Annotated in this window: 11 protein-coding genes; 7 read left to right on the forward strand and 4 right to left on the reverse strand. The window is 66.8% G+C overall.

Annotated elements, in window-relative coordinates; translation table 11 throughout:
• Positions 1-28 precede the first annotated feature (28 nt).
• On the reverse strand, positions 29-2,155 hold the full coding sequence (locus tag HCT51_RS06700; RefSeq protein ID WP_166872698.1) for an elongation factor G-like protein EF-G2: 2,127 nt from the start codon (positions 2,153-2,155) through the stop codon (positions 29-31).
• 205 nt (positions 2,156-2,360) lie between these two features.
• Between HCT51_RS06700 and HCT51_RS06705 the strand changes: the two genes are divergently transcribed.
• The 3 genes from HCT51_RS06705 to HCT51_RS06715 all read left to right on the forward strand — a co-directional run bounded on the left by HCT51_RS06705 (position 2,361) and on the right by HCT51_RS06715 (position 7,311).
• Positions 2,361-3,956: a metallophosphoesterase family protein gene (locus tag HCT51_RS06705; RefSeq protein WP_166872694.1), complete on the forward strand. Its 1,596-nt coding sequence runs from the start codon at positions 2,361-2,363 to the stop codon at positions 3,954-3,956.
• Between the two features lie 71 nt (positions 3,957-4,027).
• Positions 4,028-4,606, forward strand: coding sequence for an LURP-one-related family protein (locus HCT51_RS06710; protein WP_166872985.1), 579 nt, complete (start codon positions 4,028-4,030; stop codon positions 4,604-4,606).
• Positions 4,607-4,746: 140 nt separating this feature from the next.
• On the forward strand, positions 4,747-7,311 hold the full coding sequence (locus HCT51_RS06715) for an ATP-binding protein (protein WP_166872690.1): 2,565 nt from the start codon (positions 4,747-4,749) through the stop codon (positions 7,309-7,311).
• Here HCT51_RS06715 and HCT51_RS06720 read toward each other — a convergent pair.
• Entirely contained in the window at positions 7,304-7,759 is a 456-nt protein-coding gene (locus HCT51_RS06720) for a GNAT family N-acetyltransferase (RefSeq protein WP_166872687.1), read from the reverse strand. The two genes, HCT51_RS06715 and HCT51_RS06720, sit on opposite strands and share 8 nt — an antisense overlap.
• A 39-nt stretch (positions 7,760-7,798) precedes the next feature.
• Positions 7,799-8,878 carry a DNA polymerase IV gene (locus tag HCT51_RS06725; protein WP_473964520.1) on the reverse strand — a complete coding sequence of 360 codons (1,080 nt, stop codon included), beginning with the start codon at positions 8,876-8,878 and terminating at the stop codon, positions 7,799-7,801.
• Between the two features lie 131 nt (positions 8,879-9,009).
• Between HCT51_RS06725 and HCT51_RS06730 the strand changes: the two genes are divergently transcribed.
• Genes HCT51_RS06730 through HCT51_RS06745 form a run of 4 tightly spaced genes read left to right on the forward strand, consistent with a single transcriptional unit; the run spans position 9,010 to position 12,809 of the window.
• Positions 9,010-9,999, forward strand: coding sequence for a siderophore ABC transporter substrate-binding protein (locus HCT51_RS06730; protein ID WP_166872684.1), 990 nt, complete (start codon positions 9,010-9,012; stop codon positions 9,997-9,999).
• Between the two features lie 17 nt (positions 10,000-10,016).
• Positions 10,017-11,000 carry an ABC transporter permease gene (locus HCT51_RS06735; protein ID WP_166872681.1) on the forward strand — a complete coding sequence of 328 codons (984 nt, stop codon included), beginning with the start codon at positions 10,017-10,019 and terminating at the stop codon, positions 10,998-11,000.
• Between the two features lie 28 nt (positions 11,001-11,028).
• Positions 11,029-12,057: an iron chelate uptake ABC transporter family permease subunit gene (locus HCT51_RS06740; RefSeq protein WP_370626963.1), complete on the forward strand. Its 1,029-nt coding sequence runs from the start codon at positions 11,029-11,031 to the stop codon at positions 12,055-12,057.
• Positions 12,054-12,809 carry an iron ABC transporter ATP-binding protein gene (locus HCT51_RS06745; RefSeq protein WP_166872674.1) on the forward strand — a complete coding sequence of 252 codons (756 nt, stop codon included), beginning with the start codon at positions 12,054-12,056 and terminating at the stop codon, positions 12,807-12,809. Before HCT51_RS06740 ends, HCT51_RS06745 begins: the two co-directional genes overlap by 4 nt.
• Here the strand turns inward: HCT51_RS06745 and HCT51_RS06750 are convergent.
• On the reverse strand, positions 12,803-14,038 hold the full coding sequence (locus HCT51_RS06750; protein WP_166872671.1) for an amidohydrolase: 1,236 nt from the start codon (positions 14,036-14,038) through the stop codon (positions 12,803-12,805). The genes HCT51_RS06745 and HCT51_RS06750 overlap by 7 nt on opposite strands.
• Positions 14,039-14,051: the final 13 nt, after the last annotated feature.

The raw sequence follows: 14,051 nt of genomic DNA on the forward strand, positions 1-14,051 counted from the left end.
CGGCGCGCTCCGACGCGCTCAGCCGCGCTCAGGCGTGCACGGCGGCGCTGGCCGGCGCCGGTTCGTGCCGCAGGTAGGTGCGGCGGAACTGCCCGGTACCCGCGGTCAGGGCGCGGAGCTCGATCGTGTACCGCTTGAGCTCGTCATCCGGAATCTCGGCATTGATCTCCGTGCGCTCCTCGCCCGACGACGTCGTTCCGGTCATGCGGCCCCGCCGAGTCGACAAATCGGTCATCACTGCCCCCACATAGTCGTCCGGCACGCTGATGGTGACGGCAGAGACCGGTTCCAGCAGCTGGATGCGGGTGCCCGACGCCGCCTCGCGCAGTGCCAGCGCCCCGGCAGCCTGGAACGCGGCATCCGAAGAGTCCACGCTGTGTGCCTTGCCGCCAACGAGCCTGACCCGGATGTCCACGACGGGAAATCCTGCGGAGACGCCCTTCTGCATCTGCTCCCGCACACCCTTCTCGACCGACCCGATGTACTGCCCGGGAACCACCCCGCCGACGACCTTGTCGACGAACTCGAAGCCCGCACCGCGCTCGAGCGGTTCGACCTCGATGTCGCAGATGGCAAATTGACCATGACCGCCGGATTGCTTGACGTACCGGCCACGGGCAGCGGATGCCGCGGCAAACGTCTCCCGCAGTGGCGTGATCACCTCCACCGTGCGCAGCTTGACGCCCTGGGCGCGCAGCCGGTCCAGCACCACCTCGGCGTGCGCCTCGCCCATGCACCACAGCACCAGCTGATGTGTCTCAGAATTCCGTTCGACGCGGAGCGTGGGATCGACCGCGGCGACCTTGCCCAGGCTCCTGGCCAGGGCGTCTTCATCGCCGTGCGCCGCCGCCTGCACCGCAACCGGCATCAGTGGTTCGGGCATCTCCCAGGTCTCCACCAGCAGCGGCGACTCCCGATCGGACACGGTGTCGCCAGTTTCGGCGCTGACCAGTTTGGTGAGCGCACAGATGTCACCCGCCACGCTGTACGGCACCGGTCGCAGGCTAGCGCCGAGCGGAGACTGCAGGTGGGTGACCCGTTCGTCGCTGTCGTGATCCTGGTGACCGCGATCGGACAGCCCGTGCCCGGCGATGTGCACCGTTCGGTTCTCGCTCAGGGTGCCGGAGAACACCCGCACCAGGCAGACCCTGCCGAGGAACGAATCGATGGTGGTGCGCACCACCTCGCCGACGAGCGGCCCCGCGGGATCACAGGTCAGCGGCCCCGCCGGGTTGCCGTCAAGATCCGTCACCCGGGGCAGCGCACGCTCCAGCGGCGACGGGAACGCCCGCGTCATAATCTCCAGCAATTCCGCGATCCCCACGCCTGCCTCCGCGGAGGCGGCCAGCACCGGAAAGAACGAACCGCCGGCGACGGCGGTTTCCAGATCACTGATCAGGATGTCGAGGCCGATCTCTTCCCCGCCGAGGTAGCGGTCCATCAACGTTTCATCCTCGCTCTCGGCGATGATGCCCTCGATGAGCGCTCCGCGTGCCGCCTCGGCGTCGGCATGTTCGCCCTCGGGCACCGTGCCGGACAGTAATCCGAGCAATCCGGTGATCGCGCCGTCGGTGCGAATCGGGAGGTAGAGCGGCAGCACCGCGGTGCCGAAGGCCTCCTGGCAGGCTGCCAGGACGGCCTCATAGTGAGCCCGGGGATGGTCGATCCTGCTGATCACGACGGCCCGCGGCATCCCGACCCGTTCGCATTCCGACCACAGCGCGGTGGTTGCCACGTCGACCCCGTCAACGGCTGACACCACGAACAGCGCCGCATCCGCCGCGCGCAACCCGGCGCGCAGGTCGCCGATGAAATCGGCGTAGCCCGGCGTATCCAGCAGGTTCACCGTGACGTCGTCAACGGTCAGCGGCAGCACGGCGAGCGACACCGAGCGTTGCTGATGGATCTCCGACGGGTCTGAGTCGCTCACCGTCGTGCCGTCCACGATCGAACCCATCCGGTTTATCGCGCCCGTGGCGGCGAGCAGAGCTTCGGCGAGCATCGTCTTGCCCGCCCCCGAGCGACCGACCAGCGCGATGTTGCGGATGCTCTCGGGGTGATCGACGGGCGTTCCCATCCCCGCATCGGCTCGACGACGCTCGGGACTGCTTCGGCCCGAGCTTTTCGACGAACCATTCGCGCCTTTAGCCGACATGAGGAACTCCCGACGTCGCATGCGTGATCCCGCATCGTATGAGTCGATTTGACACCCTGACACGACCCCACAGCAAGGGCGACGTGATGTCCCCCGATGTGGGGGTTTGCCGTCACGTAACCGGGCGGCCACCCGGCGGACGTGTTGGGGCCATCCCTCGTGCATACGTTGGTAAGGCAAGGAAAACTCGGAACCGGAGGAAAGCATGAAACCCACCAGAACACGATCACGAACTATCGCGGCAGCCTCCGTCCTCGCTCTTGTCGGGCTGGCGTCGGCGAACATCTCTGCCGCAAACGCAGAGCCAGCAGGCCAGACCGACAAGCTGGGTAAGGATGCCGTGGAGCTGACCCGCACCACGCTGTGGAGTGAGGACTTCGAGTCAGTCAAGACGCCGACCGGCTTTGCCCGCGATGCGCCAGAGGATTGGAGCATCCGCAATTCGGAGTTCAGCACCGGCGAAGAGCGCTGGGCGGGCTGGGCCTTCACCAACGTCCGTGACTGGACCTGGGCGGTGGGCACCGAACAGCGCCACTACTTCACCCGGGGTCACGGCACCTTCGCTGTGGCGGAGAGCCGCCACCAGCGCCTGGCCGAGCACGACCGGATGACCACGGCGCTCCAGTCGCCGCAGATCGACGTGAAGAAACAGGATGTCGTGGAGTTGCGCTTCGACTCCCACTACCGCCAGGGCGCCGCCCCGCAGCACGCTACCGTCAGCGTCTCCTTCGACGGGGGCCCCGCGCAGGAGCTTTCGCGGTACACCGCAGACAAGATGAGCTCGCATGAACTGCTTACCGTCGACGTGCCAGACGGCGCGCGCACCGCGAGCTTCAGCTGGTCATACAACGACTCGCAGAACGACTGGTTCTGGGCAATCGACAACGTCGAGGTGACCGAACCGATGGGGAAGGTCGAGGGCGAGGCCTACGCCGTCGTCGATGTGATCAGCGACATCCAGGGCGCCATCCCGCAGTACAAGTCGGCAGTGGCTCAGCTCAACGAGATGCAGGACCCGGCCGGCGCCATGGTCGTCAACGGCGACTACGTCGACCTCGGCTCCGAGGCGCTGTACGACGAGTTCGAAGCAGCGACGAATGAAGTGCCGCACGATTCCGGCCGCACGTACTTCACGATCGGCAACCACGAGATGCTGGGCGCGGAGGGGTCGGAGACATACATCGACCGCTACCTCGAGTTCACCGGGCAGGACAAGGTCTGGCGTGAGGAGGTTGTCGACGGGGTGCCGATCATCCTCGTCAACACCGAGTACTACAGCGACGCCGACCGCGGTGGGGTTGAGCCGTACGTCAAGATCTCGGACGAGCAGCTCGGGTGGCTGGATACCCGTTTGGCGTACTGGGCAAAGCAGGGCAAGCCGGCGCTGGTCTTCAACCACCACGTGCTGCCGGACACCGTCTCGTCAAGCTACAGCGCGTGGAACCAGCACGACTACTACGACCTCGAATCGTTCGCCGAGGTCGTCGGAAAGTACTCCAACGTCGTCTTCTTCACCAGCCACACCCACATGTCGCTCGAGCTCGAGGACTGGTGGGGCCGTTACCGCGCCGTAGGCACAGACAACGCCCGCGGCTTCCCGGTGGTGAACACCGGCGCCATCACGTACAACACGGTTCCGGATGGCAGTGACCACGAGGGCGACCGGCTCGAGGGCGACCACTCAACCGGCCTGCGGGTGAAGGTGTACGAGGACCGCGTTCGCGTGGAGGCGTGGGACTTCGTCCGCGGGGAGATGATCAAGCACGTCGATCTCCCGACGCCCAAGAAGACCCGCGACTGATGACCTGGCCGGGCGGGGGAGAAATCCTCGGCCCGGCCATACTTCGCCGCTAGGATCGGCGCGTGACCGACATGCCGCCGAGCGGAACGCTCCAGCACCTTGGCCAATTCTTCATCAAGCAGCGCATCACCATGATGGTGAACCGGTACGAGGTGCGCGAGGCGAATCCCGACGGCTCCGAGGGCCGCCTGGTGGCGATCGCCCAACAAAAGCGCATGGCGATGAAGGAGCAGGTCACCTTCTACGCCGACGAGGCGCGCACCCAGGCGGTGTTCTCATTCAAGGCCCGACAGGCGCTGGATCTCGCCGCCGTGTACGACGTGACCGATGGCGCGGGCCAGCCGCTCGGCTGGTTCCAGAAGGACTTCGGTGCCAGCCTGCTGCGCTCGAGCTTCCACCTGGTCGGGCCGGGCGTCGAGGCGTACGGGCAGGAGCGCAACCAGGTGGTCGGCATCATCCGCCGGTTCGTTGACCTTCCGTTCTCGTTCCACTTCGACTTCACCGACAAGAAGTCCGGCGCGACCGTCATGTCAAGCGAGCGCCAGTTCACGCTGCGCGACCGGTACACGGTCAAGGTGGCCGACCCGCGTCTCGACTTCCGACTCGCCGCGGCCATGGCAGTCGGGCTCGATGCCCTGCTGGCGCGCTAACAGCGCTACGCCAGCCCGACGCACGCCCGAGCCACCCCATGGACGGCGGCGCTTGCCGCATCCGAGAATGGCAGCATGCTGCGCCGCGTTGGATGCGTGCTGAGGCCGGAGCCACCGTGAACGGCCCGGCCGATTCGCCCGTGATTCGCACACCCGACCAGCGGCTGCGCGTGTTCGTCAGCTCGACCCTGCGCGAACTCGAACCCGAGCGGCGCGCAGCCCGCGGCGCGATTGAACGGTTGCGCCTCGCGCCCGTCATGTTCGAACTCGGTGCGCGGCCGCACCCACCGCGGGAGCTGTACCGGGCCTACCTCCAGCAGAGCGACGTGTTCGTCGGCGTCTACTGGCAGCAATACGGCTGGATCGCGCCGGGCGAGGACGTGTCCGGCCTCGAAGACGAGTATCGGATGGCGCGGGCAGACATGCCGAAGCTGCTGTATGTGAAGCAGCCGGGGGAGCGGCAGGAGCGGCTCCACGCGCTCCTCGAGCGGATCCAACACGACGACACCGCCTCATACAAGCCGTTCTCGACGGCAGAGGAACTCGCGGAACTGATCGAGGCTGACCTGGCGACGCTCCTGGCGGAGCGATTCGACAGGTCGCGCGCGCCAGCAGCAAGCCCCGCAGACACCGCAGACACCGCGGCGACGGACCGCCTTCCGGCGCCGTACACGCAACTCATCGGCCGAGAACGCGAGGTCGCCGAACTGCTCGCGTGGCTCGATGACAGCGCGCGGCGGCTCATCACGCTGGCGGGCCCCGGCGGAATCGGCAAGAGCCGCCTCGCCATCGAGGTCGCGCGGCTCGCCCGGGAACGGTTCGATCGAGTGGCCTTCGTGGCGCTTGAACACATGCGCGACGCTGACGAAGTGGTGCCCGCGATCGCGCGGGCGCTCGGCGTTCGCGAGATGAGCGATGGCCCCCTGGCCGATCTCATCGCCAACGCGCGGGCCGGCCATCGTGACCTCATCGTGCTGGATAACTTCGAGCAGGTCATGGCCGCCGCACCGGTCATCGCCGCACTGCTCGCTGATCTGCCCGACGCGACCTTCCTGGTGACGAGCCGCGCCAGGCTGCGGGTGCGCGGTGAGTACGTCTTCGATGTCGAACCCCTCGGCGTCCCTTCAGATCCGGCGAAAGGATCCGTGGACGAGATCCTCGATGCACCAGCGGTCCGGCTGTTCGGCGATCGCGCACAGGCCGCCGACCCACGGTTCACGCTGACCGCAGAGAACGCTGAGGATGTCGCGCGCATTTGCCGGGCGCTTGAGGGGGTGCCGCTGGCAATCGAGCTCGCGGCCGCCCGTGTCCGTGCGCTCACGCCGGGCGTGATGCTCGCGAAGCTCGATCGTGTGCTTCCCCTTTTAACAACCGCCGCTCGCGACGTGCCGGAACGCCAACGCACAATTGAGACCACGGTTCAGTGGAGCATCGACCTGCTGGGGGCCGACGCCGGGGCCCTGTTCGTGCGCTTGGGCGTATTCGCGGGCGACTTCAGTCTTGAGGCGGTCGAGGCGATTGAAGCGGTCGGGTCATGGACGGCCGACCTGCTCGAAACGCTCCTCGAGCTCGTAGACAGCAGCCTCCTGCGCCAGCACGACGAGGCCGGCATGCCTTTCTTTTCGATGCTCGCCCCGGTGCGTGAGGTGGCCACCGCCCGGTTCGAACTGGGCGCGGATGCCGCGGTCATCCGTCGTGCGCATGCCGACCACTACGCGCGGCTGTCGGTCGAGACCGAGCCGTTGCTGCGCGGGACCACGCAGCTGGCCGCCCTCGCGAGGCTGCAGGCGGAACGGGATAACCTGCGCGCCGGATACCGCCATCTGATCTCTCTCGGCGAGGTGGATATCGTGGCCGACGCGGTGTGGCGCCTCCTGCTCTACTGGTGGATCCGCACCCTCCTCCCGGAGGCGAAAGGGTGGATGGAGCAGATCCTCGAAGCTGGCGTGCCGCTATCGGGCCGGACCCGGGCGATCGCGCTCGCTTTTTCGTCGTGGGTAGCGTTGCTGCAACCTGGCAGCCGGGTCGATCAGGGGCCTGTCGAGGAGAGCATCGCGCTGTTCCATGCCGCCGGCGAGACATTCGGCGAGGCGTGCGCCCGTACCGTGCTGAGCCTCGCCTGCACCTCGGCGTCGCCACCCGACCTCCACCGCGCCGAGCAGCTCGAGCGGCAGGCGATCGAGCTGGTGGTCGCCCACGGTGACGCGTCGTTCGAGGGTCTGTTCCGCGGCGCGCTCGGCAGCGTGCTGCTCTTTCAAGGACGGGCCGACGAAGCACTCACCATCTTCCTTGCCGTGCTCGAGCACGCGATCCGGATCGGCGACCCCTTTGTCGAGAGCGTCACCCTCACGAACGCCGGCTGGGCGCGCCTGGCGCTCGGCGAGGCGCATCCCGAGGTGTTCGCGCGGCATCTGGAGCTCTCGCTGCGGCTTGGCAACGAGGACGGCGTCGGGTATGCGTTCGAGGGCTTGGCTGCCTGCGCGATCCTGCTCAGCGACGTCGACCGCGCCGGAGTGCTGCTCGGTGCGGCCGAGACGGCGCGGCAACGCACCGGCCTGATTGAGCAGCGGTCATACATCACCTACCAGCCGTTCGTCGATCGGATGCTCGCTTCGGACCGAGCCGCGGAGTTCGAGGCGGCGCGTGCGCGGGGCCGCGCCCTGTCGCGCCGCGCCGCCCTAGACCTGGTTCTGGGCGCTAGGTGAGCGGCTTCTCGTACGTGATGTACTCCGCATCGCGCCGGTACCCCTCGCGCTCGTAAAGGCGTTGCGCGACGGTGTTCGTGTGCGCGGTCTCCAGAACCAGCTCGACCGCTCCCGCCGAACGCGCCAGTCGCTCCGCCTCCGCCATCAGCGCGGTGGCCACGCCGTGTCCCCGCGCCGAGTCCAGCACATACAGGTCGTTCAGGTGCCAGGACGGTGCCGCCGCGATCGACGAGAATCCGGGGTAGAGCTGGATGAGCCCGACAGGGTCGCCATCCAACTCGGCGATCAGCACCACCGACTGCGCACCGTCCAGACGAGCGCGCAGGAATCGCTCCGCCACGCCCTCGTCGTACGGCTGCCCGTAGAACTCGCGGTAGAGCGCGAACAGCGGCGCGCCGACGGACGCGTCGTCGGCCGTCAGCTCGCGGACCTGAACCTGAGGATGCATGCGGCCATTCTGACAGCGGGCATTGCGGATGCCGCGACCTCACCAGCCGCTGCGTGTCGGTGTGTGTCCGTCCCGGGCCTGGTCCGGCATGGTCATCTCCGCCCGGAACCCCAGCAGTCGGATGGGCCGGTCCCGTTCTGTCTTGCCGAGGAGCTCCAGCGCTTGGGTCAGCACGACCTCTCCGTCGAAGGTCTCAGCGATCTTCCTGGTGAAGATCTTGGTGACGAACGGGGCGTAGCGCACCTTGAGGGTCACCCCGACGACCGGGCGGCCCTCGGCCGCGACATCCTGCAGCACCCGCTCCACGAGTTCCCGCACCGCGTCCTCGATCTGCCCGGACGTCGTGAGGTCCTGCTGGTACGTCGTTTCGCGACTGTGACCGCGCGCCACCCACGGGGTGTCATCGACGACCGACGCGCCCTCGCCCCGGCCGAGCTGGGCGTACCACGGGCCCATTCTGGGGCCGAACTCGGCCACCAGACCGTTCGGATCGGCGGCGGCCAGCTCGGCGACCGTGCTGATGCCGTGCCGGGCCAGACGCTGCGAAATCTTGGTGCCGACGCCCCATAGGTCGATGGTGGGCCGGTAGCCCATCACCTCCAGCCAGTTGTCGGCGGTGAGCCGGAACACTCCGCCGGGTTTGCCGAACCCGGTGGCCACCTTGGCCCGGACGAGCGTGTCGCCGATGCCGACACTGCAGTGCAGCCGGGTCCGGTCGAGCACCGCCTGTTGCAGCTGCCGGGCATAGCCCTCCGGGTCCGCGGTCTGCACGCCGATGAACGCCTCATCCCAGCCCAGCACCTGCACGGTGGCTCCCGGCTGCGCCCGCAGGGTGGCCATCACCTCATCGGATGCCGCGAGGTAGGCCTCGGCGTCGACCGGCAGGATCACGGCGTCCGGCGCCTTGCGCGCGGCAATGCGCAGCGGCATCCCGGAGCCCACACCGAACTCGCGCGCCTCGTACGACGCGGTCGAGACCACGGCCCGCTCGGTCGGGTCACCCCGCCCGCCGACGATCAGCGGCTTGCCCGCGAGCTCGGGATGTCGCAGCACCTCGACGGCCGCGATGAACTGATCGAGGTCGACGTGCAGCACCCACGAATTCGGCCGTTGGTTCACGCGACCAGTCTGACCGCCGGATCCCGCTTGGCCAAGCACGCTGATTTGTCACTCTGGATGATTAGGTTAGTCTTACCTAACTGCATAAGTCCGACCTGTTCGGGGGCTCGGCGATTTTCGAAAAGGACACAATGACCGCGACATCCATTCGCTCTGCAGCCCTTGTGGTGGGGCTCGCGCTCACTCTGACCGCGTGCGCGTCGAGTTCAGCACCCGCCGCCACCGCGCCGGACAGCAGTCAGAGCGCGTCCGTCGAAGTCGTGGACAACACCGGCACGCACACGATCGCCACCCCGCCGCGGTCGGTCGTCGCGACCGACAACCGCACGTTCGAGACGCTGTCCGACTGGGGCATCGAGCTCAGCGCCGCGGCCGTGAGCCTGATGCCGGACACGATCGCGTACACCACGGACGACTCGATCGTGGATCTCGGAAACCACCGTGAGCCCGACCTTGAAGCGGTCGTCGCCGTCGAACCCGACCTCATCATCAACGGTCAGCGCTTCGCCCAGTTCCACGAAGACTTTGCGAACCTCGCGCCCGACGCCACCATCCTCGAGCTCGACCCCCGTGAAGGCGAGCCACTCGACGCCGAACTCAAGCGACAGACCACGGTGCTCGGCGAGATCTTCGGCAAGCAGGACGAGGCCGAGAAGCTGAACGCCGAACTCGACGCCGCCATCGAGCGGGTCAAGGCCGCCTACGAATCCGGCCAGACCGTGATGGGTGTCAACACCTCCGGCGGGGAGATCGGCTACGTCGCGCCCAGCAATGGCCGCACGATCGGCCCGATGTTCGACATCTTCGGCTTCGCACCCGCGCTCGAAATCCCCGAGGGCAGCGACGACCACCAGGGGGATGACATCTCGGTCGAGGCCATCGCCGAATCCAACCCGGACTGGATCATCGTGATGGACCGCGACGCGGCAGTTGCGGCCGGCGACCCCGCGTTCTCTCCGGCGAGCGAGATCCTCGAGAGCTCCGAGGCGCTGAAGAATGTCACCGCGGTCAAGGACGCGAACATCGTCTACATGCCCGCCGACACCTACACCAACGAGGGCATCCAGACCTACACGGAATTCTTCAACACGCTCGCGGACGCGCTCGAGCAGAAGAACTGAATCCGCTCCTCTAGTCAATGACCGTAACCACCGCTGAACGCACCCGTTCGCCCGAGAGGCTCTTCGACTGGAAGCTGCTTCTCGGGGTTCTCGGCGTTGGCGTCCTCCTCGTCCTGTCCCTGTTCACGGGTGTCTACGACATCTTCGGGGCAGACAACGGCGGCGAGATGTTCGCGATCACCCGCATCCCGCGCACCATCGCGCTGGTGCTGGCGGGCGCCGCGATGGCGATGTCTGGTCTGGTCATGCAGCTGCTCACCCAGAACCGCTTCGTCGAGCCCACGACAACCGGAACCACCGAGTGGGCCGGCCTCGGACTGCTCACGGTGATGATCCTCATGCCCGACGCCAGCATCGTCGCACGGATGACCGGCGCCATCGTCGCCGCATTCATCGGAACGATGGTGTTCTTCCTTTTCCTGCGCCGGGTGTCGCTGCGCTCCTCGCTGATCGTGCCGATCGTGGGGATCATGCTCGGTGCGGTCGTCGGTTCGGTGTCGACGTTCATCGCGCTGCAGACCGACATGCTGCAGAGCCTCGGAGTCTGGTTCGCGGGAAGCTTCACCTCGGTGCTGCGCGGCCAATACGAGGCGCTGTGGATTGTGGCCCTTGTCGGAATCGCCGTCTTCATCGCAGCCGACCGATTCACCGTGGCGGGCTTGGGCGAGGAGGTGTCGACCAACGTCGGGCTGAACTACAACCGGATCATCCTGCTCGGCACCGGACTCATCGCCGTCGCCACCGGCGTGGTCACGGTCGTCGTGGGGGCGCTGCCGTTCCTCGGCCTCATCGTGCCCAACATCGTGTCCATGTTCCGCGGCGACGACCTGCGCAGCAATCTGCCGTGGGTGTGTCTGCTGGGCATCGCCATTGTCACTGTCTGCGACCTGGTCGGACGAACCATCATCATGCCCTTTGAAGTCCCGGTGTCACTCATCCTCGGAGTGGTCGGCGCCGTCGTCTTCGTCGCTCTCCTGTTGCGGCAGCGCCGTCGTGCCTGACGCGACGATCAACACGCGGGCGCCCGCGATCTCCCAGGTGAAGCGGCCTGCCGGTCGGCACGGGGCCGGTCCGTTCGCGTCGTCGCGGGTGCGTCGCCGCTACTGGATCGTGTTGTCGGCGCTGTTCGTCCTTGCCCTCGGGTTCGCGTTCGGTCTGCTGGCCTGGGACAACCCGATGCCGGTGGGCAGCGAAGGCTTCTGGCGGATCGCCGAACTGCGCGCGACATCCGTCATCGTGATGGCCATCGTCGCCTTCTGTCAGGCGCTGGCCACCGTGGGCTTCCAGACCGCGACGAACAACCGCATCATCACGCCGTCGATCATGGGGTTCGAGTCGCTGTACGTTGCGGTGCAGACCGGCGCGGTGTACTTCCTCGGCGTCACCGGGCTGGTCTCGTTGCAGGGGCTCCCGCAGTTCGTGCTGCAAATCGCCATCATGGTCGGGCTGTCCCTGGCCCTCTACGGCTGGCTGCTGTCTGGCAAGTACGGCAATCTGCAGATCATGCTGCTCGTCGGCATCATCGTCGGTGGCGGGCTCGGAGCAGTCTCCACCTTCATGCAACGTCTGCTGACACCCAGCGAGTTCGACATCCTCACCGCGAAGATGTTCGGATCGGTGGCGAATGCGGATGCCAGCTACCTGCCGGTCGCCATCCCACTGTGTCTCGTGGCCGGTGTTCTGCTCTGGACAAGCGCCAGACGTCTCAACGTCATCGCGCTCGGCCGGGATGCCAGCATGAACCTCGGGCTGCACCACCGGTTCGAGATCATGCGAGTGCTGCTCCTCGTCTCCGTGCTGATGGCGGTATCGACGGCGCTGGTCGGGCCGATGGCGTTCCTCGGGTTCCTCGTCGCCACGCTGGCGTATCAGGCGGCGAACACCTACGACCACCGCTATATCTTCCCGATCGCGGTGCTGGTCGGTTTCGTGGTGCTCTCCGGGGCCTACTTCGTGATGAAGAACATCTTCTACGCGCAGGGAGTGGTCTCGATCATCATCGAGATCGTCGGAGGCAGCGTCTTCCTCTTCGTGATTCTGAGAAAGGGGCGCTTGTGATCACGCTCACCGGCGTACGAAAGAACTACAGCGACGAGGTCTCCATCGGCCCGGTCGACCTGCAGATCCCGGCCGGCGGCATCACCGCTCTCGTGGGACCCAACGGGGCCGGCAAGTCCACGCTGCTGTTGATGATCGGGCGTCTGCTCGGGCTGGACGAGGGCGCGATCGAGGTCGCCGGGTACGACGTCGCGGGCACCAAGTCGAAGGACCTCGCCAAGGTGCTCTCGATCCTGCGGCAGGAGAACCATTACGTGACCCGGCTGACGGTTCGGCAGTTGGTCGGCTTCGGGCGCTTCCCCTACTCGAAGGGACGGCTGACCAAGGCCGACGAGGAGATCATCAGCCGGTCGATCGACTTCCTAAACCTCACCGAGCTGGAGAACCGCTACCTCGACGAGCTCTCCGGCGGCCAGCGGCAGCGTGCCTACGTGGCCATGGTGCTCACCCAGGACACCGAGTACGTGCTGCTCGACGAGCCGCTCAACAATCTCGACATGAAGCACTCCGTGCAGATGATGCAGCACCTGCGTACCGCCGCTGCAGAACTCGGCCGCACGATCATCATCGTGATGCACGACATCAACTTCGCCAGTTGCTATGCCGACCACATCTGCGCGGTGAAAGACGGTCGGGTCGTCGAGTTCGGAACTCCCGACGTGATCATGACCGACGAGGTGCTCACCCGGGTTTTCGATACCCCGGTGCAGGTCATCGATGGCCCGAACGGCGCGCTCGCCGTCTACTACTGACCGGGACTGTTCAGATAGGCGAGGGCGGCAACCACGTGAGCCGCGGTGGCCACGCCGAGCGTCGGGTCGATGGCCGGGGCGAAGAACGGTGAATGGTTGGCGGGGATATCCCGCGACACCGTGCCGTCGGCGACGGCGCGGCGGTACTTCTCAGAGGGGACCGAGCCCACGGTCCAGTACGTGTACGGCACACCGAAGGCATCCGGAATCCGACTGAAGTCCTCGGAGGCGGTGATCGGCGTCGCGTGGAAGACGGCATCAGCGCCGAAATGCTCCGTGAACGCCGCCGTCACCCGCTCGTTGGTGGCCGCGTCGTTTGTGGTGAGCGGGTACTGGTCATAGAACTCAAAGTCGGGGTCCTGGGGGGAGCCGGCTGCGGCGCATTCTCCCCTGACGATCCGCTCGATCGATGCCACCATCCGGGTGCGCAGGTCGGTGTCATAGGTGCGCAGGTTCAGCAGCAACTCCGCCCGGTCGGGGATGATGTTCGACTTGGTACCCGCGTTGGATGCGCCAACGGTGAGCACCGCGAACTGGCCGGGCTGCGTCTCGCGCGAGACGATGGTCTGCAGCCGCAGCACGATTAAGGCGGCGAGCACCACCGGGTCGATCGCGAGGTGCGGCATGGAGCCGTGCGCGCCGCGACCGTACACGGTGATCTTGAGGGAGTCGCCGGCGGAGAGGACCGGGCCCGCGGTGGTTCCGATCCGGCCGGCCTCCGACGGCATGACGTGCTGGGCGAATGCCACGTCGGGGCGCGGCACCTTGGTGACCAGTCCATCGTCGACCATCGCCTGGGATCCTGCTGCCGTCTCCTCTGCGGGCTGGAACAGCGCGATGTAGGTGCCGGACCAGGCGGCCCGGCCATCCGCCATCAGCTTCGCGGCGCCCAGCAGGGAGGAGATGTGCATGTCATGCCCGCACGCGTGCATCACCCCGGCGACGGTTGAGGCGTATTCGAGCCCGGTGTTTTCCGTGACGGGCAGGGCATCGACATCCGCTCTGGCCAACACGGTGCTGCCGGCTCCGTTGGACAGCACGCCCACCACACCGGTGCCGCCGATCCGCTGTACCGCGTAGCCGAACTCGGTCAGCTTCTGCTCGATCTGCGAAGCGGTGCCTTCTTCCTGCGAGCTGAGCTCGGGATGCCGGTGCAACTGCTTGTACAGCTCGCGCTGCCAGACCAGTTCCTGGTCGAGGGGTCGAAGGATGTCCTGCGCGTTCGTCATGTTCTGCCCTTCT

Origin of the sequence: Salinibacterium sp. ZJ450 (genome assembly GCF_011751885.2) — a bacterium.
Lineage (GTDB): Bacteria > Actinomycetota > Actinomycetes > Actinomycetales > Microbacteriaceae > Ruicaihuangia.

Bases quoted from the DNA above. Each gene is read 5' to 3' on its own strand.
- HCT51_RS06700 (WP_166872698.1), bottom strand. From the start codon at position 2,155: ATGTCGGCTAAAGGCGCGAATGGTTCGTCGAAAAGCTCGGGCCGAAGC.
- HCT51_RS06705 (WP_166872694.1), top strand. From the start codon at position 2,361: ATGAAACCCACCAGAACACGATCACGAACTATCGCGGCAGCCTCCGTC.
- HCT51_RS06710 (WP_166872985.1), top strand. From the start codon at position 4,028: ATGCCGCCGAGCGGAACGCTCCAGCACCTTGGCCAATTCTTCATCAAG.
- HCT51_RS06720 (WP_166872687.1), bottom strand. From the start codon at position 7,759: ATGCATCCTCAGGTTCAGGTCCGCGAGCTGACGGCCGACGACGCGTCC.
- HCT51_RS06730 (WP_166872684.1), top strand. From the start codon at position 9,010: ATGACCGCGACATCCATTCGCTCTGCAGCCCTTGTGGTGGGGCTCGCG.
- HCT51_RS06735 (WP_166872681.1), top strand. From the start codon at position 10,017: ATGACCGTAACCACCGCTGAACGCACCCGTTCGCCCGAGAGGCTCTTC.
- HCT51_RS06750 (WP_166872671.1), bottom strand. From the start codon at position 14,038: ATGACGAACGCGCAGGACATCCTTCGACCCCTCGACCAGGAACTGGTC.